The organism is Novosphingobium kunmingense, from assembly GCF_002813245.1.
Classification (GTDB): domain Bacteria; phylum Pseudomonadota; class Alphaproteobacteria; order Sphingomonadales; family Sphingomonadaceae; genus Novosphingobium; species Novosphingobium kunmingense.
On the sequence record NZ_PHUF01000005.1, the window covers coordinates 24,805 to 45,088 of the forward strand.

Genomic DNA, 20,284 nt, shown 5'->3' on the forward strand with positions numbered 1-20,284 from the left:
CAGGCAACGGCGTTTACCATAAGGGTCGCACTCACGGGTCACGACGAACGGGGTGCAAGGTGATCGTAACGCTGGTCGCCAGCGGAGACCCGGCGCTCGAGCCGTGGATTCTCGGCTATGCGGCAACCGAACTGGAATCAGGCAGGCGCGTCGAGCGGCGCGTGGTCCCGGCGCGTCCGAACTGCTTCCTGCAGGTAAACCTGGCCGGCAACCAGACGATCGTCGACATCGAAAGCGGCGAGCGTATCGCCACACCCTCCGTTTGCCTGTTCGGACCCCTCGGCCACTACCGCTACGACATGGAGTGCGCGAACGGCTATCGCAGCTTCCGCATCCGTTTGCAGCCGGCCTCGGCCGGGCGTCTGTTCGGGGTCGATCCGCTGGCGCTGGCCGACCGCTTCCAGCCTATTTCCCTGCCTGACGGCCTGCTCGAGGCATTGCATGCCGCCGCTCCGGACTATCCCGCCATGGCCGCGCTGTGCGACCGATGGATCGCCGGCCTGGTGGCCGGCGGCCTCAGCGAATGCGAGGTGGCGCGAGCGGCGCGGGTGGTTCGCGAACGGCGGGGACAGGTCGGAATCGGTTCGCTGCACGACAGCAGCGGACTGTCGATGCGGCACTTCCAGCGGCGGTTCAAGGCGCTGACCGGACAGAACCCCAAGCATTATGCGCGGGTCTGCCGCGTCGCCCATGCGGTGTGGATGAAGGAGTGCAACGCAGACCTGCCGTGGACGGCGATCGCGGTCGACGTAGGCTATGCCGATCAATCGCACTTTATTCGCGACTTCAAGGCGCTGACCGGCATGATCCCGCGCAATTTCGTGCGCCACCTGCCACAGTTCACCGCGCTGCGCGTGGCCGCGCCGGCGACGGTCCACGCCTAGGCGACAGCGGCGGTCAGCGTCTTGAGATCGGCTTCCGGCCGGGCGCCGTAATGCGAGATGATCTCCGCCGCGCAGATCGCGCCGAGCTTGAGGCATTCGGCCAGGCTGCGCCCGCGGACGTATCCCGACAGGAACCCGGCGGCGAAAAGGTCGCCCGCCCCGGTGGTGTCAACCACGCGTTCGATCGGCTCGGCCGACACTTCCGCCGTATCCGCACCCGCCACGGCCACCGCTCCTTCGGGGCCGCGCGTGACGACCAACACCGGCACCTTGTCGCGCAGGAGCGCGATACCGTCGTGGAAATCCTCCAGCCCGGTCAGCGCGGCCAGCTCGACATGGTTGGCGAAGAGGATGTCGATCTCGCCCGCTTCGATCAGCGCCCGAAAATCGTCGCCGTGGCGCGCGATCACGAAGGCGTCGGACAGCGTGAAGGCGACCTTGCGGCCGGCCTTGCGTGATGCCTCGATCGCGCGGCGCATGGCAGCGCGCGGCTCTTCCGGATCCCACAGGTAGCCTTCGAGGTAGAGCACGCTCGCGCTGGCGATCAGATCCTCGTCGAGCGCCGAGGCCGGCAGGAACTGCGAGGCGCCGAGAAAGGTATTCATGGTCCGCTGCCCGTCGGGGGACACGAAGATCAGGCACCGCGCGGTCGGCGGATCGCCGGCGCGGGCGGGCGTCTGGTAGGCGATGCCTCCGGCGCGGATGTCGTGCGCGAAGACCTCGCCAAGCTGGTCGTCGGCGACCTGCCCGATGAAGGCGCAGCGCGCACCCAGCGCGGCAAGGCCGGCCAGCGTGTTGGCCGCGGAACCGCCCGAGATTTCGCGCGCCGGGCCCATCGCGTCGTAGAGTTCGTGGGCGCGGGCGGTATCGACCAGGGTCATGCCGCCGCGCACCAGGCCAAGGCGCTCGATCAGTGCATCATCGCAGGGTGCCATCACGTCGACGATGGCGTTGCCGATCGCGATGACATCGAGGCTGGGTTGGGACATCGGGTTGGTTCCTGACAGGAATGGGGAAAATTGCGCCGCGCCTAGCGGTCCCGCGCCCGCAGGGCAAGCGCGCGCGCAAGCGTTGACACCGGCACCGCCCCGCGCGAAGTGCCGGGCTAATGCTGCACGCCTTCACCCTTGCCCTTGGCCAGATGGCCGACCCCCGCGTACTGCGGATCTGGCTCAAGAGCCTTGTCGCCACCCTCGCCGCCTTTGCCGTGCTCGGCCTGGTCGGCTGGTGGCTTCTCGACTGGGGCCTCGCCAGGGCCGGGCTGTCGGAGGCGAACCTTGCCGCGCCCGAGGGGTTGCGCGGGCTGATCGCCGCGCTCGGGGTCATCCTCGGCGGCATCGTGCTGTGGCGCGTCGTCGCCCTGGCGGTGTTGCAGCTGTTTGCCGACGAAGTGGTCGCCGCAGTTGAAGCGCAGCACTATCCCGCCGCCGCCGCACGCGCTCGGGCGCTGGGCTGGCACGAGGAGCTGGGCCAGGCGCTGCGCGGCGCGGGCCGGGCGATCGCGCTCAACCTGCTGGCGGCGCCGGTTGCCCTGCTGCTGCTGGTGACCGGCATCGGCGCGGCCGCGGTCTTCACCCTGGTCAACGCGCTGCTCTTGGGGCGCGAACTGCAGGACATGGTCTGGCTGCGCCACCGTCCCGATCGCGCCGCGCCGCCCCCGCTGCGCGGCTATGAACGGTTCATGCTGGGGCTGGTAGTGGCAGCGCTGCTGCTGGTGCCCTTCGTCAACTTCCTCGCCCCTTTCCTGGGCGCCGCGGCCGCCGCGCACCTGATTCACCGCAAGGACCTGCAAACTCATGCCGCCTAGAACATTCGCCGCCCTGGCCCTGTTGCCGCTGCTCGCCGCGTGCGGCGGTTCGGGCACGGCGGCAGTCAAGTCGGCGTCCGCCGCCCCGCCACCCGCCAGAACCGCGGTGCGTGCGCCCGTGCGCAAGCCGGTCGCCGCGCCGCACGTCCAGGTCGTCCCCGGCCTCGAGGGCGTTATCGGCGCCACCCCGGCCGAGCTTACGCGCCAGTTCGGCGCCCCGCGGCTCGACGTCTGGGAAGGCGATGCACGCAAGCTGCAGTTCTCGGGAACGGCCTGCGTTCTCGACGTCTATCTCTATCCGCCTGCCACGGGGAGCGAACCGACCGCCACCTATGTCGACGCGCGCCGCGCCAGCGACGGCCAGGACGTCGACCGGGTCGCCTGCGCGTCCGCGCTCAAGCGGCTGCGCGGCGCCGCCACGGCAAAACAGGGGTAACCCGCCCTTAAGGATAAGCCGCCATAAGCTGGCCCGAAGCAACCTGGGGGCTTGTAGACGAATGACCATGCAATTCCGCGATCTGGCCTCGCAAGCCGCCGCCGACGGCGCGATTTCCGCCGAAGAGCTGATGGCACTGCGCGAAGCGGGCTGGGCCGACGGCCGGATGGATCCGGAAGAAGCGGAAAGCCTGTTCCTTGCCAACGAACAGGTGCGCGATGCGGACGGTGACTGGGTCCGCTTCTTCGTCGACTCGCTGAGCTCTTTCGTCGTCCACACCGTCGAACCGCGCGGCTATGTCGACCAGGCCATGGCGGACGAGCTGATCGCGCGGATCGACCGCGACGGCCGTATCGACAGCTTTGCCGAACTCGACCTGCTGGTCCGCGTGATCGAGATTGCCACCAGCGTGCCCGACAGCCTCAAGAGCTATACCCTGCGCCAGATCGAACAGGCGGTGCTGAACGGCGAGGGTCCGACCCGCACCGGCACGCTCGATCCCAGGTCGATCAACGAGACCGAATGCGACCTGCTGCGCCGCGCGATCTTTGCCGCCGGCGGCGACCGTCCCGCAGCCGTCAGCCGGGCCGAGGCCGAGATGCTGTTCCGGCTGAAGGACGCGACGCTCCACCAGGCAAACGCGCCCGAATGGCAGACGCTGTTCGTACAGGGCGTTGCCAATTACCTGCTCGGCTTCGGCGGAAACGAACCGCTCAGCGCCGAACGGGCGGGGGAGCTGGAACGGTTCATGGCGCGCGAGGCGGCCGGCGTCGGCGGATTCCTCGGGCGGATGTTGACCAGCGCACCGGACATCAAGGGCTTCGGCAGCCTGCTCGGCAGCGGGGACGAGGGCGACCACCTCGGATCGTTCAATGACGAGGCCGCCGTGGCCGAAGTGCTCTCGGTCGACGAGAAGGCATGGCTGCAGTCATGCCTCGACGCGGACGAGGAACTCGACGGGCTCGAAAAGGCGCTGATCGTCTTCCTGGACGCCGAAACCGGCGAGACCTTCGTGCCGCGTCCGGGCCGAAACTAGACCGTAAAGCTCTCTCCGCAGCCGCAGCTGCCCTTGGCGTTGGGATTCTGGAACACGAAGCCGGCGGTGAAATCGTCTTCCTGCCAGTCCATCGTGCTGCCGATCAGGTAGAGCACCGAAGCCCCGTCGATGAAGAAGGTGCCGCCGGGCGTCTCGATCCGTTCGTCGAGCGGATTGGCCTCGGTCACGTAGTCGACCGAATAGGCGAGGCCCGAACAGCCGCGACGCGGGGTGGACAGCTTGACGCCAACGGCGCCGGCTGGCGCATCGGCCATCAGGCTGGTGATCCGGGCTTCGGCGGCCGGGGTCAGGATGACGGCGGCCGGACGCGCGCGCAGTTTGCTTGTAGTCATCACAGCATTCCCAGTTCGAGGCGGGCTTCGTCGCTCATCTTGGCGGGATCCCACGGCGGATCCCAGACAAGGTTGACCTCGCAGTCGCGCACGCCGGGCACCGTGCCGACGCGCAGCTCGACCTCGCCCGGCATCGATTCGGCCACCGGGCAATGCGGCGTCGTCAGCGTCATGGTGACGGCCACGGCGCCGTCCGCATCGACGTCCACGCCGTAGATCAAACCTAGGTCATAGATGTTGACCGGAATTTCCGGATCGAAAATGTCCTTCAGCGCGGCGATCACGCTTTCGTAGAGGTCGCCGCCCGGCTCGGTACTGGGCACAGGATGCGGCTTCTCGGCCAGGAACCCTTCGAGGTAGTCGCGCTTGCGCTCCAGCTTTTCGGTCGGGCTTTCCGCATCGTCGACGCGCGCGCGCGGCGGCGGGGCGACGCTGTCGACCTGCTCGATGTTGAACTTGCTGTCCTCGTTCACCCGAATATCCTCCTGGTGCGATCGATCCCGCGCAGCAGCGCGGTCACGTCGTCTTCGTCGCTGTAGAGGCCGAAACTGGCCCGGGCGGTCGCGGGCACACCAAGGTGCTCCATCAGCGGCTGGGCGCAGTGGTGCCCGGCCCGGATCGCCACGCCCTCTTCGTCCAATATGGTGCCGAGGTCGTGCGGATGCACCCCTTCGAGCGCAAAACTGACGATTCCGGCGCTGTCCTCGGGCCCGAACAGTGTGATGTCGTTCATCCGCCGCAGTTCGTCGCGCAGGGTGCGGACCAGCGCGGTTTCGTGGGCGTGGATTGCCCCAAGGCCGATACCTGCGACATAGTCCACCGCAGCGCCCAGCCCGATCGCTTCGACGATCGCCGGCGTGCCGGCTTCGAAGCGCGGCGGCGGCGGGGCAAAGGTCGTGCCGGCGAAACTGACCCGGTCGATCATCGCTCCCCCGCCCTGCCACGGCGGCATGTCGGCCAGGATCTCCGCCCTCGCCCAGAGTACGCCGATCCCGGTCGGTCCGTAGAGCTTGTGTGCGCTGAAGGCGTAGAAATCGCAGTCCAGCGCCGCAACGTCGATCGCGAGGCGCGGCACGGCCTGGCAGCCGTCGAGCAGCAATTTGGCGCCGACGCCATGCGCCAGCCGGGCGGCGCGCGAAGCATCGAGCGTCGAGCCGAGCACGTTCGAGACATGGGCAAGGGCGACCAGCCTGTGCGCCGGCGTCAGCATCGCCTCGGCCGCGTCAAGGTCGATCCGGCCGTCGGAGGTGAGCGGGCAGACATCGATCGCGACCCCGGTGCGCTCCGCCAGCAATTGCCACGGCACGATGTTCGAATGATGCTCGAGCAACGACAGCAGGATGCGATCGCCGGCCTTTAGATTGGCCTGCCCCCAGGTCTGCGCGACAAGGTTGATCGCCTCGGTTGCGCCGCGGGTGAAGACCACCTCTTCCTCGCGCCCGCCGATGAACCCGGCTACCTTGCGGCGCGCCGCCTCGAAGGCCAGCGTCATCTCGGCCGAGCGGGCGTAGACGCCGCGGTGGACCGTAGCATAGTCGCGCCCCATGGCGGCGACTGTCGCGTCGATCACCGCCTGCGGCTTCTGCGCCGTGGCCGCGGTGTCGAGGTAGTGCCAGCCGCCGGCGAGGCCCGGAAAGAGCACCTTGCGGTTTGTCTCGAGAAGCGCGGCCATGCTCACAGCAGCGCCTCCAGCGCGGCACGAGCCTGGTCCTGCAACGCTTCCTCGTCCTCCGCACCGACCAGCGCCTCGGCGACGAAGGCCTGCAGCATCAGCCGCTTGGCCAGTTCGGGCGGCAGGCCGCGCTGGGCCATGTAGAACAGCGCCTGGGCGTCGAGTTCGCCGACCGCGCAGCCGTGCGCGCACTTGACGTCGTCGGCATGGATTTCCAGCTCGGGCCGGGCGTTGGCCGTGGCCGTCCGGTCGAGCAGCATCGCCCGGACCGACTGTTCGCCATCGGTGCCATCGGCGCCCTTCTCGACCAGCACCTTGCCGAGGTAGTTGACCGTCCCGCCCGCCGCCGCAACCGAGCGGACGACCTGGCGGCTCACCGCATTGGGCGCGGCGTGGACGACGCGGGTGACGATTTCGGCTGTTGCCCCGGCGCCGGCAAGCTGGGCCGCGCCAAGGTGGAAAGCGGCCGTGGCGGCCAGTCGCACCGTGACCGCGATCCGCGCCGAGGCTGCGCCGACGGTCAGCACGTGGAGCGTGAAGGTTGCGCCTTCGCCAAGGTCGATCGCCAGGTCGCGGACCTGCGGGGCGTCGCCCGTCTGGACCACGGTCATGCGGCGGCTCTCGCCCGCCGGCACGACGATGGTTTCGGGCGCGAGCGGCCAGACCGCCGCAAGCGCGCCGAGATCGGCGTAGCGATAGTCTTCGTCGCGGCGCGTGGGAAGGGTCAGCGCGTCAGGCACCGTCGCGCTTCCTTGCGCTGCATGAAGAGAGGAAATCGGCGCGGTATTCGTCGTAGAACTCGCGCCAGGCGCGTTCGACCGCGCGCGCATCGTTGAGCTGCTCCTGGCGCGCTTCGAGCCCCTGCCGCGCGCTGGCAAGGGTCGCCGCGCCGCTCGCCGACTGGGCGCTGGGCAGGATGGCGGCACGGTCGGCGGCGATTGCGCGCTGTTCCTTGTAGACCGCTTCGGCCCATTCGGCGCGGCGGCGCGGCTCGGCCCGGGCCAGCGTGGTCATCGCCGTGCGGTCGCAGGCCTCGACCGCGGCGCGCAGCGGCTCCGGATCGGGCGAGGACACTGCAAGGGCGAGGAGCGGCAGGGCGATCATGCCGCCACCGCCTCGTAGCCGCGCTCTTCCAGTTCGAGCGCCAGTTCCGCGCCGCCGGTGCGCACGATCCGCCCGCCGGCCAGCACGTGGACGAAGTCCGGCTTCACGTAGTCGAGCAGGCGCTGGTAATGGGTGATCAGCAGCACCGCCTTGTCGGGGCGGCGCATCACCGCGTTGATCCCGTCACCGACGATCCGCAGCGCATCGATGTCGAGGCCCGAATCGGTTTCGTCGAGAATCGCCAGCTTCGGATCGAGGATGCCCATCTGGACCATCTCGGCGCGCTTCTTTTCGCCGCCCGAGAAGCCGACGTTCACCGGGCGCTTAAGCATGTCCATGTCGAGCTTCAGGAGCGCCGCCTTTTCGCGCGCGAGCTTCAGGAACTCGCCGCCCGAAAGCGGTTCCTCGCCCCGGCTCTTGCGCTGGGCGTTGAGGCTTTCGCGCAGGAACTGGACGAAGCTGACGCCCGGGATCTCGACCGGATACTGAAAGCCGAGGAACAACCCTGCGGCGGCGCGTTCGTGCGGTTCGAGCGCGAACAGGTCCTCGCCGTCGAAGGTTGCGGTCCCGCCGGTCACCTCATAACCCGGCCGGCCGCCGAGCGTATAGCCGAGCGTCGACTTGCCCGCGCCGTTGGGTCCCATGATGGCGTGGACCTCGCCCGCGTTGATGGTCAGCGACAGGCCCTTGAGGATCGGCTTGTCGGCAACGGTGGCGTGAAGATTGTCGATAATGAGCATCATGAACCCAGTTCGGAAAGGCTGAAGCGCTTGTGCACCCGGTCGACCGGGGTGCCGTCGGCAAGGGGAACGCCGGGGCTGACGCCGTGATCGACGAAGCCCTGTCTGGCGTAGAAGGCGAGGCCGCCCGCGTTGTCGGCGCGGATCGTCGCGTTGATCGCGCGGTGGCCAAGCGCGCGGGCGCTGGCGACGGTCGCGGGAAACAGCGCCGAACCCACTCCGCGCTGCTGACCGTCGACTCGCGCGAAGGTGCCGATATCGCCCACGTCCTCGGGTAGGCCGGGGTAGCGGCCAAGCGTCTGGAAACCGGCGAGGCCGCCCGCCTCGTCGACGGCGACGTGGCAGCAGTGGACCTTGGGTCCGGTCAGGTAGGCGTCGTCGAGCGCCGCAGGCGTGAACTCGCTTTCGAGCGCCGTGGTCCCGCCCGCCCGAATCACCGCGTTGAGCAGATCGGCCAGGGCCGGCGCATCGGCGCTGGTTGCGGGGCGAACGCTGAGGCTCACCGGCTGTAACTCCGCCCGACCCGCGGCTGGCTGCGCCGGGCGCGGCCGCGCTCGTCGTAGCGCGCCTTCATCGCGGCGACGATCTGCGTCACCACCGCGTCCGGATCGGCCAGCACGTCGGCGGCGGCAAAGCGCAGCACCTGCACGCCGACCGCCTCGAGGCTCTTGTCGCGGCGGGCGACCAGCGCGGGATCGCCGCCCTCGTCGATCGACACCGCGATCTTCAAGGGGTTGCAGGCGAAATCGACGATCGCCGATCCGATCACCTGCTGGCGGGTCAACTTGAACTTGCCGAGGTTGGCCTCGTTCAGCCTGGCCCCCAGCGCTTTCTGCGCCTCGGTCGGGTTCAGCTTGGCGATCCGCGCCTGCTCGTGGATCGCGTCGAGCCGGGTGGTCGAAATCGCCCAGCCGCGACCCTTTTTCTGGATCGCGGGCGCGTCTTCGCGCTCTTCGGGCGGACGAACGGTGAGGGTCTTCTTGGTCAACCGACCGATCCTTCCAGTGAAATGCCCAGCAGCTTCTGCGCCTCGACCGCGAATTCCATCGGCAGTTGTTGCAGCACTTCCTTCGCAAAGCCGTTGACGATCAGCGCGACGGCTTCCTCGGTGCCGAGCCCGCGCTGCTGGGCGTAGAACAGCTGGTCGTCCGAAATCTTGCTGGTGGTTGCCTCGTGCTCGATCTGGGCGGAGGGGTTCTTCACCTCGATATAGGGCACGGTGTGCGCGCCGCAGTCCTTGCCGAGCAGCAGCGAATCGCACTGCGTGAAGTTGCGCACCCCTTCGGCCTGCGGGGCGACGCGCACGAGGCCGCGATAGGTGTTCTGGCTCTTGCCCGCCGAGATGCCCTTGCTGACGATGGTCGAGCGGCTGCCTTTGCCGTTGTGGATCATCTTGGTCCCGGTATCGGCCTGCTGGTAATTGTTGGTCACCGCGACAGAGTAGAACTCGCCCACCGAATCCTCGCCGTTGAGGACGCAGCTGGGATATTTCCACGTGATCGCGCTGCCGGTTTCGACCTGCGTCCAGCTGACCTTGCTGCGCCTGCCCTGGCACAGCGCGCGCTTGGTGACGAAGTTGTAGATCCCGCCCTTGCCTTTCGCATCCCCGGGGTACCAGTTCTGCACGGTCGAATACTTGATCTCCGCATCGTCGAGCGCGACCAGTTCGACCACGGCGGCGTGAAGCTGGTTCTCGTCGCGCATCGGCGCGGTGCAGCCTTCGAGGTAGGACACGTAGCTGCCCTTGTCGGCGACGATCAGCGTGCGTTCGAACTGCCCGGTGTTCTCCGCGTTGATGCGGAAATAGGTCGACAGCTCCATCGGGCAGCGCACGCCTTCGGGTACGTAGACGAAGGTGCCGTCGGAAAAGACCGCCGAATTGAGCGCTGCGAAGAAGTTGTCGTGGACCGGCACGACCTTGGCCAGCCACTTCTTCACCAGGTCCGGGTATTCGCGGATCGCCTCGCTGATCGACAGGAATATGACGCCGGCCTTCTTCAGCTCCTCGCGGAACGTGGTGGCGACGCTGACCGAATCGAACACCGCATCCACCGCGACCTTGCGCGCGCCCTCGACTCCGGCGAGCACCTTCTGCTCCTCGAGCGGGATGCCGAGCTTCTTGTAAACCTCGAGAATCTCGGGATCGACCTCGTCGAGCGACGCCAGCTTGGGCTTGGCCCGGGGCGCTGCATAGTAATAGGCGTCCTGATAGTCGATCGGCGGGACGTTGAGCTTGGCCCAGTCCGGCATCGGCATGGTCAGCCAGTGGCGATAGGCCTTGAGGCGCCACTCGAGCATCCATTCCGGCTCGTTCTTCTTGGCCGAAATGAACCGGACGGTGTCTTCGTTGAGGCCCTTGGGCGCGAAATCGGTGGCGATGTCGGCCGACCAGCCGTGTTCGTAGTCGGCGACCCTGGCCGCGGCGTCGCGCGCCGCCTGGTCCTTGACGATGTCGCTCATCGGGCCGTCTCCGCCAGCCGGGTCAGCGGAACGGCCGACAGCGCGCCGCGCAGGGCCAGACTGGCATCGGCCCAGTACGGCTTGACCGAGCAGCTCTCTTCATGGCGGCAATCATGCGCCTCGTCGCTGCACGGGGCGAGCGCGATCGGCCCGTCGACGGCCTCGACGATGTCGGCAAGGGTGATCGCGGCAGCCGGGCGTGCCAGCTTGAGCCCGCCGCCCACGCCGCGCGACGAGCGCAGCAGGCCGGCCGCGGTCAGGCGGCTGACCAGCTTTTGCACGGTCGGCACCGGGAGGCCGGTTTCCTCGGCCAGTTGCGCCGCTGCCACGCGCGCGCCGCCGCAATGGCGCGCGGCGGCGCTCATCGTCAGGACGGCGTAATCGGCCATGTTCGATAGGCGCATTGCCCGCTCCGCTCAAAATCAGAATGATTCGTTCCGATTTGGCATCTAGTCGCGCCGCCCCAGCGAATCAACCCTCGGGAATGCGCGCGAAGCTGGGCTCGCGCTCGCGGTAGTTGTCGATCCCGTTGACCGCCCGGGTCAGCGCCGATTCCTCACCCGCCAGACGGGACGGCGTGCGCCCGAGGTAGTGGCGCATCTCGCGGATCAGATGCGACTGGTCGTAGAACAGGTCGATCAACTGGGCGGCCTGTTCGTCGGTGCAGTCGGGCGATTGCAGCAGCGCGGCGACCCTGAGCGCGCGATACTTGCGCACCAGTTCGCCCGGCGTGGCACCGAAATAGCGCTTCACCAGCCGCTCGATCTGGCGCGACGAATAGCCCGAACCGGTGCCGAGATCGCCGATCGCCGGCGCCAGTGACGAGGACAGCCACGCGCCGGTATCGCGGATCAGCGCGATATGGCGCGGCGGCGGCAGGGTCATGCGCGAGGCGAGCGCGGCGGCCAGTTCCAGGCTGATCGCTTCGCCGCCCTGGAGACCGCTGGCATATCCATCTTGCCAGCGGGCCAGAAGTCGAGGCGCATCCTCGCCGAGAAAGTCGTCGGCCGGAAGCACGCGATCGCGATAGTCGAAGGCGGGAAGTGCGGTGAGCGATCCCCAGCCAAGCGGAGAGAGCGCTGCGCCCACCAGGTGCAGCGCCCCGTCGGCCTGGACCTGCGCGGCGGCACTGGTCGGCGTCAGCAGTGACAGGGGCAAGCCCGGCACCGCGACCTTATCGCCGAAGGTGACGCTGGGCGTGCCTTTCAGCAGCACCATGACATAGCCGATGCCGGCGGGAATCACGTCGGAGAGTCGCGCTTCGTCGCAGGTAAAATGGTACAGCGTGGTGACGAACGGGGCGAGCGGCTCGGGAACCGCGAAGTGCGAAATGCGGATGAGCTCGGACGACGTCAGACGGACGTCTGCCGCCTGTGTCTCGCCTCGCCCGCCTCGATTTGCGCGAATCCCCTGATTCATGATCGCGGAGATGGCACCGGATTGCACGCTATGCGACAAAAAAAGCGGCCCTCTCGGGGTGCCGAGAGAGCCGCGTTGAGTTACAAGAACTCGTCGCAGAAAGCTCCGAGCCCTTCGGGTCGCAAGCGCTGACTACGCGATTCGCTGCGTCGGGGATTGTATGGAATCGACAAATTTGCGGGATGAACGGTTCTGTTCTCGCGGTGCAATCGATTAAACTGGCTTGCAATTTTCACCACGTCGACAGCCGAGCCCGAGCCTGCCATAGGCCCGGCTCGATGATCTACGCCCTTCTTCGCCCGGCGTTGCGCTTGCTCGACACCGAGGACGCCCACCGCATTGCCATTCATTCGCTGCGTCTCGTTCCGTTCGGCGGGACCGACCGTGCCGATTCTCCACTCGCGACGACGGTGGCCGGACTGACTGTCCCCAACCCGCTGGGCATGGCGGCCGGGTTCGACAAGGATGCCGAAGTGCCCGACGCGCTGCTAGGCGTGGGCTTCGGCTTTGCCGAGGTCGGCTCGATCACCCCCTTGCCCCAAGCCGGCAATCCGCGCCCGCGGCTGTTCCGGCTGGACGAGGACCGCGCCGTCATCAACCGCATGGGTTTCAACAACAGCGGCGCCGAGGCGGCCGTGGCGCGGCTTGCGCGGCGCGCGGGCCGGCCTGGCATCGTCGGCGTCAACGTCGGCGCGAACAAGGACTCGCTCGACCGGGTCGCCGACTATGCGACGATGGCGCGGCTGGCCGCCCCCCTGGCGAGCTATCTTGCGGTCAACATATCCAGCCCCAACACGCCAGGCCTGCGCGCCCTGCAGGACGAAGGCGCATTGACAGTGTTGCTTGACGCGGTGCTGGAAGCGCGCGGACCAGGCGGGCCGCCGGTGTTCCTCAAGGTCGCCCCCGACCTCGAGCCGGCCGACATCGACGCCATCGCACGGATCGCGATCGACAAGGGTGTTGGCGCGCTGATCGTGTCGAACACGACCATTTCACGCCCGCCGCTGCGCTCGCGCCACGCCGGCGAAGCGGGAGGCCTGTCGGGCGCCCCCTTGCGCGACCTCGCCCAGCAGCGGCTGCGCGATTTCCGCAGCGCGACCGGCGGTGCGCTACCGCTGGTCGGCGTGGGCGGCATCGCCACGGCCGAAGACGCCTGGAACCGCATCCGCGCCGGGGCAAGCCTGGTGCAGCTCTACTCCGCGATGGCCTTTGCCGGACCCGGCATTGCCCGGACGATCACCAGGGGCCTTGCCCGCCTGATGGCGCGCGACGGCTTTGCCACCATTGCCGAGGCGGTCGGAACCGAATAGCACGGCGGCCATGACACTTCGCATCCGCCTGGCTCTGCTGGCCCTTCCGGCCTTCGGCATTGCCGCCGCCAGCCCCGCCCTCGCCCGCCAGCCTGCACCCACGGTCTATGCCAAGGGCATGGTCAGCGCCGCCGATCCCCGCGCTGCCGATGCTGGCGCTCAGATGCTTCGCGCCGGCGGCAATGCGACCGACGCCGCGATCGCGACCATGCTGGCGCTGTCGGTCGTCGAACCGCAGAGTTCGGGCATCGGCGGCGGCGGCTTCTTCGTCGAAACCGGGCCGGATGGCCGCGTCGCGACGATCGACGGCCGCGAAAAGGCCCCGGCCGCCGCCAGCGGCAAGTGGTTCGTGCGCGGCGGCAAGGTCATGAGCTTTGCCGATGCGGTCCCCGGCGCGATCAGCGTCGGCGTTCCCGGTAACATCGCACTGGCCGCCAAGGCCCACAAGGCTCATGGCAAGCTGCCCTGGGCGCGGCTTTTCGCCCCGGCGATCAGGCTCGCCCGCCAGGGTTTCGAGATCACCCCGCGCTTTCACGCAGCCCTTACCAACAGCGCGGCGACCGCTGCCTTCACCCCGGCCGGCAAGGCGCTGTTCTACGATGCTGCAGGCCTGCCGAAGCAAGTCGGCACGCGCGTCACCAACCCCGCCATGGCCGCGACGCTGAGCGCGATCGCGGCGCAGGGCGCGAAGGCGTTCTATGCCGGCGGCAACGCCCGCGCGCTGGCCGCCGCGGTGACCACGGCAACCCGCAACCCCGCGCCAATGACCGAAGCCGACGTCGCGGCCTATGTCGCCGCCGATCGCGAGCCGGTCTGCGGCAACTACCGTACCTACCGGATCTGCGGCATGGGTCCGCCCAGTTCGGGCGCGACCACGGTCTTCGCCACGCTCAAGCAGCTTGAACGGTTCGACCTGACCGGCCTTGGCAAGGATTCGCCCGTCGCCTGGCACCTGATCGCCGAATCGATGCGCCTCGCCTATGCCGACCGCGCGCGCTATTCCGGCGATGCGGATTTCGTGCGGGTGCCGGTCGCCGGGCTGACCGATCCCGATTACCTGGCGCAGCGGTCCGCACTGATCTCTGCCGAGAGGGCCATGCCAAGCGTCAGCGCCGGCGTGCCGCGCGGGGCCGAAAGCCTGGCGCTCGCCGATCCTGCCCCGCAGGAGGAGCACGGCACGTCGCACTTCGTCGCGATCGACCGGCGCGGCAACGTCGTTTCCTACACCTCGACCATCGAGAGCGCGTTCGGTTCGGGTCTGATGGTCGGCGGCTACTACCTCAACAACGAGCTGACCGATTTCGACATGAACCCGGTGTTCGACGGCAAGCCCGCCAACAACCGCGTGGACGGCGGGAAGCGTCCGCGCTCGTCGATGAGCCCGAGCGTGGTCTTCGGTCCCGACGGGAAGGTCCGCCTGGCGGTCGGCGCGGCGGGCGGGGCGACCATTCCCGCGCAGGTGATCCGCGCGGTGATCGGGGTGATCGACTGGAACCTGTCGGCGCAGGACGCGCTGGCGCTGCCGGTGATCTTCGCGCCGGGCGGCAACGCGGTCTATGTCGAGAAGGGATCGAGCGCCGAAGCGCTGATCCCGGCGCTGACAGCACTGGGCCATGCCAGCGTCACTCCGCGTGGCCTGCCGCTCAAGGCCAACGCGATCGAAGTGGTCGACGGCGCCTTGCGCGGCGCGGCCGATCCCCGCAGCGAAGGCAAAGCCGTCTCCGAATAAAGGCGAGCGTGACGCTTGCCGCTACGGCAATCCGGTCCTAGCTAGGATCCGGGGCCGAGGACCTGTGCAGCAAGACAAAAGGGGCATCCTGCACGTGATTGATATTTCCGACCTGCCGAACCGCCAGAACCTGGTCGAACTGCTGCTGTCCCGCGCCGACCGGCGCGGCACGGCGCCGTTCCTGTGGGCCAAGCGCGGCGGCGCCTGGCAGTCGCTGAGCTGGGCCGAAACGGTGCGACAGATCTGCAACCTGGCCGAGGCGCTCCGCGCCATGGGCCTGGGCCCCGGCGATCGGGTGCTGCTGGTCAGCGAGAACCGCCCCGAGTGGCTGATCGCCGATTTCGCGATCATGGCGGCGGGCTGCGTCACCGTGCCGGCCTATGTCACCAACACCGAGCGCGACCATCTCCACGTGCTCGACAATTCGGGCGCGCGGGCGGTGATCGTCGCCAACGACAAGCTGGCCAAACCCCTGCTCAGCGCGGTGCTGCGTTCGTCCCGGGCCGACCACGTTATCGGCATCGAACCGCTGCGCATGGGCCAGACCGGCAGTTTCGAATACCACGACTGGGCGAGGCTCGTCGAAGGCGATGGCGTGGCAGCCCGTGCCGCGGTGGACGAACGCATCGCCTCGATCGGACGCGAGGACCTGGCCTGCATCATCTACACCAGCGGCACCGGCGGGGCGCCGCGCGGGGTGATGCAGCACCACGGCGCGATCCTGTGCAACGTCGACGGTGCCGCCCGCATCCTGGCCGAGGACTTCGGCCTCGACGACGAGGTTTTCCTGTCGTTCCTGCCGCTCAGCCATGCCTACGAGCATACCGGCGGGCAGATGCTGCCGATCGGCTGCGGCGCGCAGATCTATTATTCCGAAGGTCTCGAGAAGCTGGCCAGCAACATCGAGGAGGTGCGTCCGACGATCATGGTCGTCGTGCCGCGTCTGTTCGAGGTGCTGCGCACCCGGATCATGAAGCAGATCGAGAAGCAGGGGAAGCTGGCCAACTACCTGATGGATCGCGCGGTCGGGATCGGCACGCTCAAGGCCCAGGGCCGTCGGCGGCTGCGCGACTTGCCGATCGGTGCCGTGATCGACCGGGCGCTGCGGCCCAAGATCCGCAGCCGGTTCGGCGGACGGCTGAAGGCGATGGTTTCGGGCGGGGCGCCGCTCAATCCCGATATCGGCGTGTTCTTCGACGCGATGGGGCTGACCATGCTGCAGGGCTATGGCCAGACCGAAGCAGGCCCCGTGATCAGCTGCAACCGGCCCAAGGTCGGCCTCAAGATGGACACGGTCGGCCCGCCGATGCACGGGGTCGAGGTGCGGATCGCCGAGGACGGCGAGATCCTGGTTCGCGGCGAGCTCGTCATGCACGGCTACTGGCAGAACGATGCCGAGACGGCCAAGGCGCTCAAGGATGGCTGGCTCCACACCGGCGACATCGGCCATCTCGACGCCAAGGGCCGGATCGTCATCACCGACCGCAAGAAGGACATGATCGTCAACGACAAGGGCGACAACGTCTCGCCCCAGAAGATCGAAGGCATGCTGACCCTGCAGCCCGAGATCGCCCAGGCCATGGTGATCGGCGACAAGCGCCCCTACCTGGTCGGGCTGGTCGTGCCCGACGGCGAATGGGCGCTGGAATGGGCACGGGCGAACGGCGAAAAGTTCGACATGCGCGCGCTGCAGGAACTGCCCGCCTTCCGCACCGCGGTGCGCGGCGCGATCGACCGGGTCAACCAGGACCTGTCGGTGATCGAGAAGGTCCGCCAGTTTACCTTCGCGGACGTGGCCTTTTCGATCGAGAACGAGGAAATGACCCCGAGCCTCAAGATCCGCCGCCACAAGCTCAAGGAGCGCTATGGCGAGCGGATGGACGCCCTGTACCGGAGCTAGGGTACCGGGTTCAGGGTCTAGCGCCGCCCCAGCCAGTCAAGGAAGCGTGACCACAACGTGACTCGCGGAGCGGGCTGCTCCGGTTCGGGGGCGACGGCAAGCGCCGCTTCCTCTTCCAGCCAGGAAATGCCGAAGGGCCAGACCGGGCCGAGTTCGGGTCCGCGGGCCTCGACCACCGGCGTCGGCTCCGGCCTGGCAAACGGCACGGGTTCTACCGGCCGACGCTCGGGCACGTGGGGGGCGAGCAGGGAATCGAGTCGGTCGCGCAGAGCGGGGTCGAGCAGGGCAAAGCCCGGGCCGACTGCAGCCGGCACGCCCGCGACCGGGGCCTGGCTAGGGAAGCGGGGGCGCGGCGCGCGCAGCGGATCGACCAGCGGTGGCGGCGCGAGCGGCGGCAGGTCGGCAATCGGTTCGTCCGGTTCGTCCGGGTCGGGTTCGCCCGGCGGCACCTCCGGCTCATCCGGTCCGCCAAGGTCGAGCGGCGGCGCCATGATGCCGAAGTCGAACGGCAGATCCGGGACCGGTGGCTTTTCGGCACGCGGCGGATCGGGATCGACGGAAGGCGGTTCGACCGGAAGAAGATCGGCGCGCGGCGTGGCCGGTTCCTGCGGCGGTTCGGGTTCGGGCAGGGGCTCGGCCAGCGCGGCCTCGTCATCGCGCGGAGGGCCGAGCATGTCGCGGAAGTCCCAGGCCTGACCCGACGGCTTCTTGGTCATCAGCGGGCCGCCAGGTATCGGCGTGATCGTGGTGTCCGGCGTGCGCGCGGCGGGGACATCGCCAGCCTGGGCAACGGCCGGCAGATCGGGCAGCGCCGGCGCATCGTCGCGGTGGGTGATGCCGCGCAGCGCGGCGATCCGCACGGCGGCGTCCTCTTCGCTTTCGTCCAGCACCAGGACCGCGCGCTTGCGCGCCCGCGGGATGCCGGCGACGAGCAGGCTCGAATAGCGCGGGCCGGGAACGCCGGTGTCGACCACCTCGTCCTCTTCCGCGGCTTCGGCGGCCCTGCGGGCCTCTTCGGACAGGCCGACGACGGGCGCGTCGAAATAGGGATAGACGCCGTTGCTGCCGGCCATCACGCACAGCGGACGGGGCAGGCCATCGCGGGCGACGCGGTCGGCCACGGCCTGGTGGAGCAGGACCGAGAGCAGGCAGGCACCCAGCGAACCGGCCTTGATATCCTCGGCATCGGGCTCTTCGCTGGCGAGAAGTCGCGCCTCGAGCCGGGCCAGGGCTCCGTGCAGATCGTCGATCCCGCCGACCGAAATGGTGTTCTCGCTCGCCTCGCTGTCGTCGGCCCAGGTGCAGCCGTGGTAGGAATAGCCGTCGAGCAGGTCCTCGCGCGAACTGGCCGAGAACGGGAATGAATCGTCGGTGTAATAGGCCGTTTCGACGAGCGGATTGAGCCGCCCTTCGTCATCGGGCCGGGGTGCGTCCTCGCCCGGCCAGGCGAAGGCGATCGAGATTGCGGTAACCGGCCGGCCTGGCCGGTCATGGCGGCGCAGCGCGTCGGCGAGGCCATCCCAGCCGTAGAGGTTGAGGTCGCGCGCCGCCACAGTCAGGAAGCGTTCCGGCAGCGGGCCGCCAGGCGCAGCATAGGGCGCGATGAGGCCGCGAAGCCGGTCCAGCGCGGCACCCGCCAGGTCGTGGCGCAGGCGCATCTCGATCGAGCGACGGAACTCCTCTTCGTTCAATCCGTCTAGGGTTAGTGTCGTCACTCGTGATTCCCCGGCGCTGGTCAGCCCGGACACTGGCGCACAATGGTTGATATGGCGTTACGGCGGACTGGCAGTGGCTGGGCGGCCGTTCAGGCCGCTTCCTTCTCCACCCATTCGGGATAGAAGCTGGGTTCGCGCGCCGACCAACCGGGAGCCGTGGCGGCCGCTTCGCTGATCGACTGGAGCAGCATCTTGCGCTTTTCCGGGCGGATCTGCGGCAGGGCCGCTGCCGCGCAGAACGCCGATGGCAGGAACGGCCGCACCTCGGCGCCGAGCAGCCGTTCGTAGAGGAAGCGGAAGGCGGAGAACCCGTCGATCCGCTCCTGCGCCAGGTCGAAGGCGGCGATGCGCACAAGCTTGCCGATATAGGCTTCGAGCGCGTCGAAACCGGTGTCGGCGGGCACCTGGCCGCGCAGGGCCTTCAGTTCCTGGTAGACGACGTACTGGCTGCGGATGGAACGGCTTTCGGTGTCGTCCCGCGCCCACAGCTTGAAGGCGTCCTGCCGCCCCAGCCCGACATCGAGGCTGCGCTTGATGTAGCGCTGCTCGCACGGCGTGAAGCTCGCGAATTCACGCAGTTCGGCGATTGTCAGCGATGCGGTTCCGATATTGGCCATGAAACTTGCCCCCTTCGATGAAGCAAGGATCACCCCAACATGGTTAGAAAGAGGTTAACCGTATCGACTATATCAGCCCGGCCAGCGGACTGGACGGATCGGCGTACTTGCGGGTGGCCATCCGTCCCGAAAGATAGGCGTCGCGGCCGGCCTCGACCGCCAGCTTCATCGCGCGGGCCATGCGCAGCGGCTCCTTCGCCTCGGCGATCGCGGTGTTCATCAGCACCCCGTCGCAGCCCAGCTCCATCGCGACCGCCGCATCGCTCGCCGTGCCGACGCCCGCATCGACCAGCACCGGAACGCTGGCCCCTTCGACGATCAGGCGAATGGTGACGCGGTTCTGGATGCCCAGGCCCGATCCGATCGGCGCGCCCAGCGGCATGACCGCGACCGCACCCGCGCTTTCGAGCTGCTTGGCGGCGATCGGATCGTCGACACAGTAGACCATCGGCGCGAAGCCTTCGCTCGCCAGGACCTCGCAGGCCTTCAGCGTCTCGCGCATGTCGGGATAGAGCGTGCGTGCCTCGCCCAGGACTTCCAGCTTGACCAGATCCCAGCCGCCCGCCTCGCGCGCCAGGCGCAGGGTGCGGATCGCGTCTTCGGCGGTAAAGCAGCCGGCGGTGTTCGGCAGGTAGGTGATCTTCGTCGGATCGATGAAGTCGGTCAGCATCGGCGCCTTGGGGTCGCTGACGTTGACCCGGCGCACCGCAACCGTGACGATCTCCGCGCCCGAGGCTTCGACCGCAGCGGCGTTCTGGGCGAAGTCCTTGTACTTGCCGGTGCCGACGATCAGCCGCGAACGGAAGGTGCGGCCCGCCACGGTCCAGGTGTCTGCATCGGGCGCGTGGTCGCCGCCGCCGACGAAGTGGACGATTTCCAGCACGTCGCCATCGGCCAGCGGGACCGCGGCAAGTGTCGAGCGCGGGACGATCTCGCCGTTGCGCTCCACCGCGACCTTGGCGGGATCGAGCTCGAGCGCGGCCACCAGGCTGGCAATGGAACCGGGAGCGGCGCGGCGGGGTTCGCCGTTTACGGTAAGGGAAAGGGTGTCGGTCATCGTGCCCACGCAGATAGCGCGGGCGAGCGGATAATCAACGCCAGT

General features: G+C 68.4%; 22 protein-coding genes. 7 read left to right on the top strand and 15 right to left on the bottom strand.

All coding sequences use genetic code 11. The features are described 5' to 3' along the window. Nucleotides 1-59 precede the first annotated feature (59 nt). On the top strand, nt 60-884 hold the full coding sequence (locus tag B0I00_RS12825) for a helix-turn-helix domain-containing protein (protein WP_100867821.1): 825 nt from the start codon (nt 60-62) through the stop codon (nt 882-884). Here B0I00_RS12825 and B0I00_RS12830 read toward each other — a convergent pair. Next, nucleotides 881-1,873: an adenosine kinase gene (locus tag B0I00_RS12830; protein WP_100867822.1), complete on the bottom strand. Its 993-nt coding sequence runs from the start codon at nt 1,871-1,873 to the stop codon at nt 881-883. The genes B0I00_RS12825 and B0I00_RS12830 overlap by 4 nt on opposite strands. 119 nt (nt 1,874-1,992) lie before the next feature. Between B0I00_RS12830 and B0I00_RS12835 the strand changes: the two genes are divergently transcribed. The 3 genes from B0I00_RS12835 to B0I00_RS12845 all read left to right on the top strand — a co-directional run bounded on the left by B0I00_RS12835 (nt 1,993) and on the right by B0I00_RS12845 (nt 4,163). Beyond that, nucleotides 1,993-2,691, top strand: coding sequence for an EI24 domain-containing protein (locus tag B0I00_RS12835; protein WP_100867823.1), 699 nt, complete (start codon nt 1,993-1,995; stop codon nt 2,689-2,691). Next, nucleotides 2,681-3,127 carry a hypothetical protein gene (locus B0I00_RS12840; RefSeq protein ID WP_100867824.1) on the top strand — a complete coding sequence of 149 codons (447 nt, stop codon included), beginning with the start codon at nt 2,681-2,683 and terminating at the stop codon, nt 3,125-3,127. Before B0I00_RS12835 ends, B0I00_RS12840 begins: the two co-directional genes overlap by 11 nt. Before the next feature lie 61 nt (nt 3,128-3,188). Next, entirely contained in the window at nt 3,189-4,163 is a 975-nt protein-coding gene (locus B0I00_RS12845) for a hypothetical protein (protein WP_100867825.1), read from the top strand. Here B0I00_RS12845 and B0I00_RS12850 read toward each other — a convergent pair. From B0I00_RS12850 to B0I00_RS12900, 11 genes are all read right to left on the bottom strand, one after another. Beyond that, the gene (locus tag B0I00_RS12850; RefSeq protein WP_100867826.1) at nt 4,160-4,516 is read right to left on the bottom strand and encodes a HesB/IscA family protein; all 357 of its coding nucleotides are present in this window, start codon (nt 4,514-4,516) and stop codon (nt 4,160-4,162) included. The two genes, B0I00_RS12845 and B0I00_RS12850, sit on opposite strands and share 4 nt — an antisense overlap. Continuing rightward, complete coding sequence (locus B0I00_RS12855; protein ID WP_100867827.1) at nt 4,516-4,989, bottom strand: SUF system Fe-S cluster assembly protein; 474 nt, start codon at nt 4,987-4,989, stop codon at nt 4,516-4,518. The genes B0I00_RS12850 and B0I00_RS12855 overlap by 1 nt, the downstream gene beginning before the upstream one ends. Then, nucleotides 4,986-6,188 carry a cysteine desulfurase gene (locus tag B0I00_RS12860; RefSeq protein WP_100868137.1) on the bottom strand — a complete coding sequence of 401 codons (1,203 nt, stop codon included), beginning with the start codon at nt 6,186-6,188 and terminating at the stop codon, nt 4,986-4,988. Before B0I00_RS12860 ends, B0I00_RS12855 begins: the two co-directional genes overlap by 4 nt. A gap of 2 nt (nt 6,189-6,190) precedes the next feature. Next, a complete protein-coding gene (locus B0I00_RS12865; RefSeq protein ID WP_100867828.1) occupies nt 6,191-6,928 on the bottom strand; it encodes a SufD family Fe-S cluster assembly protein in 738 nt (245 codons plus the stop codon). Then, nucleotides 6,921-7,292 carry a hypothetical protein gene (locus tag B0I00_RS12870; protein ID WP_100867829.1) on the bottom strand — a complete coding sequence of 124 codons (372 nt, stop codon included), beginning with the start codon at nt 7,290-7,292 and terminating at the stop codon, nt 6,921-6,923. The genes B0I00_RS12865 and B0I00_RS12870 overlap by 8 nt, the downstream gene beginning before the upstream one ends. Further along, a complete protein-coding gene (gene sufC, locus B0I00_RS12875; protein WP_100867830.1) occupies nt 7,289-8,032 on the bottom strand; it encodes a Fe-S cluster assembly ATPase SufC in 744 nt (247 codons plus the stop codon). The genes B0I00_RS12870 and sufC overlap by 4 nt, the downstream gene beginning before the upstream one ends. Further along, a complete protein-coding gene (locus B0I00_RS12880) occupies nt 8,032-8,535 on the bottom strand; it encodes a GNAT family N-acetyltransferase (RefSeq protein WP_100867831.1) in 504 nt (167 codons plus the stop codon). The genes sufC and B0I00_RS12880 overlap by 1 nt, the downstream gene beginning before the upstream one ends. After that, the gene (locus B0I00_RS12885) at nt 8,532-9,020 is read right to left on the bottom strand and encodes an endonuclease domain-containing protein (protein WP_100867832.1); all 489 of its coding nucleotides are present in this window, start codon (nt 9,018-9,020) and stop codon (nt 8,532-8,534) included. The genes B0I00_RS12880 and B0I00_RS12885 overlap by 4 nt, the downstream gene beginning before the upstream one ends. Then, nucleotides 9,017-10,492, bottom strand: coding sequence for a Fe-S cluster assembly protein SufB (sufB, locus tag B0I00_RS12890; protein ID WP_100867833.1), 1,476 nt, complete (start codon nt 10,490-10,492; stop codon nt 9,017-9,019). The genes B0I00_RS12885 and sufB overlap by 4 nt, the downstream gene beginning before the upstream one ends. Further along, nucleotides 10,489-10,896, bottom strand: a complete 408-nt coding sequence (locus B0I00_RS12895; RefSeq protein WP_100867834.1) for an SUF system Fe-S cluster assembly regulator — start codon at nt 10,894-10,896, stop codon at nt 10,489-10,491. The genes sufB and B0I00_RS12895 overlap by 4 nt, the downstream gene beginning before the upstream one ends. Before the next feature lie 67 nt (nt 10,897-10,963). Beyond that, nucleotides 10,964-11,911 carry a helix-turn-helix domain-containing protein gene (locus B0I00_RS12900; RefSeq protein ID WP_100867835.1) on the bottom strand — a complete coding sequence of 316 codons (948 nt, stop codon included), beginning with the start codon at nt 11,909-11,911 and terminating at the stop codon, nt 10,964-10,966. A gap of 278 nt (nt 11,912-12,189) precedes the next feature. Between B0I00_RS12900 and B0I00_RS12905 the strand changes: the two genes are divergently transcribed. The 3 genes from B0I00_RS12905 (at nt 12,190) to B0I00_RS12915 (ending at nt 16,850) form a co-directional block, all read left to right on the top strand. Beyond that, the gene (locus B0I00_RS12905; protein ID WP_100867836.1) at nt 12,190-13,221 is read left to right on the top strand and encodes a quinone-dependent dihydroorotate dehydrogenase; all 1,032 of its coding nucleotides are present in this window, start codon (nt 12,190-12,192) and stop codon (nt 13,219-13,221) included. A 10-nt stretch (nt 13,222-13,231) separates the two neighbouring features. Next, the gene (ggt, locus tag B0I00_RS12910; RefSeq protein ID WP_100867837.1) at nt 13,232-14,950 is read left to right on the top strand and encodes a gamma-glutamyltransferase; all 1,719 of its coding nucleotides are present in this window, start codon (nt 13,232-13,234) and stop codon (nt 14,948-14,950) included. 94 nt (nt 14,951-15,044) lie between these two features. Next, entirely contained in the window at nt 15,045-16,850 is a 1,806-nt protein-coding gene (locus B0I00_RS12915; protein ID WP_408635238.1) for an AMP-dependent synthetase/ligase, read from the top strand. A 17-nt stretch (nt 16,851-16,867) separates the two neighbouring features. On the opposite strand, the gene B0I00_RS12920 is transcribed toward B0I00_RS12915, so the two are convergent. The 3 genes from B0I00_RS12920 to thiS all read right to left on the bottom strand — a co-directional run bounded on the left by B0I00_RS12920 (nt 16,868) and on the right by thiS (nt 20,239). After that, entirely contained in the window at nt 16,868-18,565 is a 1,698-nt protein-coding gene (locus B0I00_RS12920; protein WP_157812567.1) for a hypothetical protein, read from the bottom strand. A gap of 89 nt (nt 18,566-18,654) precedes the next feature. Beyond that, nucleotides 18,655-19,182, bottom strand: a complete 528-nt coding sequence (locus tag B0I00_RS12925) for a hypothetical protein (RefSeq protein WP_100867840.1) — start codon at nt 19,180-19,182, stop codon at nt 18,655-18,657. Nucleotides 19,183-19,249: 67 nt separating this feature from the next. Continuing rightward, complete coding sequence (thiS, locus tag B0I00_RS12930; RefSeq protein ID WP_100867841.1) at nt 19,250-20,239, bottom strand: sulfur carrier protein ThiS; 990 nt, start codon at nt 20,237-20,239, stop codon at nt 19,250-19,252. Nucleotides 20,240-20,284 lie beyond the last annotated feature (45 nt).

Excerpts from the sequence above, each read along its gene's own strand:
- B0I00_RS12830 (WP_100867822.1), bottom strand. The coding sequence starts at position 1,873 with ATGTCCCAACCCAGCCTCGATGTCATCGCGATCGGCAACGCCATCGTC.
- B0I00_RS12835 (WP_100867823.1), top strand. The coding sequence starts at position 1,993 with ATGCTGCACGCCTTCACCCTTGCCCTTGGCCAGATGGCCGACCCCCGC.
- B0I00_RS12840 (WP_100867824.1), top strand. The coding sequence starts at position 2,681 with ATGCCGCCTAGAACATTCGCCGCCCTGGCCCTGTTGCCGCTGCTCGCC.
- B0I00_RS12845 (WP_100867825.1), top strand. The coding sequence starts at position 3,189 with ATGACCATGCAATTCCGCGATCTGGCCTCGCAAGCCGCCGCCGACGGC.
- B0I00_RS12850 (WP_100867826.1), bottom strand. The coding sequence starts at position 4,516 with ATGACTACAAGCAAACTGCGCGCGCGTCCGGCCGCCGTCATCCTGACC.
- B0I00_RS12860 (WP_100868137.1), bottom strand. The coding sequence starts at position 6,188 with ATGGCCGCGCTTCTCGAGACAAACCGCAAGGTGCTCTTTCCGGGCCTC.
- B0I00_RS12870 (WP_100867829.1), bottom strand. The coding sequence starts at position 7,292 with ATGATCGCCCTGCCGCTCCTCGCCCTTGCAGTGTCCTCGCCCGATCCG.
- sufC (WP_100867830.1), bottom strand. The coding sequence starts at position 8,032 with ATGCTCATTATCGACAATCTTCACGCCACCGTTGCCGACAAGCCGATC.
- sufB (WP_100867833.1), bottom strand. The coding sequence starts at position 10,492 with ATGAGCGACATCGTCAAGGACCAGGCGGCGCGCGACGCCGCGGCCAGG.
- B0I00_RS12895 (WP_100867834.1), bottom strand. The coding sequence starts at position 10,896 with ATGCGCCTATCGAACATGGCCGATTACGCCGTCCTGACGATGAGCGCC.
- B0I00_RS12900 (WP_100867835.1), bottom strand. The coding sequence starts at position 11,911 with ATGAATCAGGGGATTCGCGCAAATCGAGGCGGGCGAGGCGAGACACAG.
- B0I00_RS12905 (WP_100867836.1), top strand. The coding sequence starts at position 12,190 with ATGATCTACGCCCTTCTTCGCCCGGCGTTGCGCTTGCTCGACACCGAG.
- ggt (WP_100867837.1), top strand. The coding sequence starts at position 13,232 with ATGACACTTCGCATCCGCCTGGCTCTGCTGGCCCTTCCGGCCTTCGGC.
- B0I00_RS12925 (WP_100867840.1), bottom strand. The coding sequence starts at position 19,182 with ATGGCCAATATCGGAACCGCATCGCTGACAATCGCCGAACTGCGTGAA.
- thiS (WP_100867841.1), bottom strand. The coding sequence starts at position 20,239 with ATGACCGACACCCTTTCCCTTACCGTAAACGGCGAACCCCGCCGCGCC.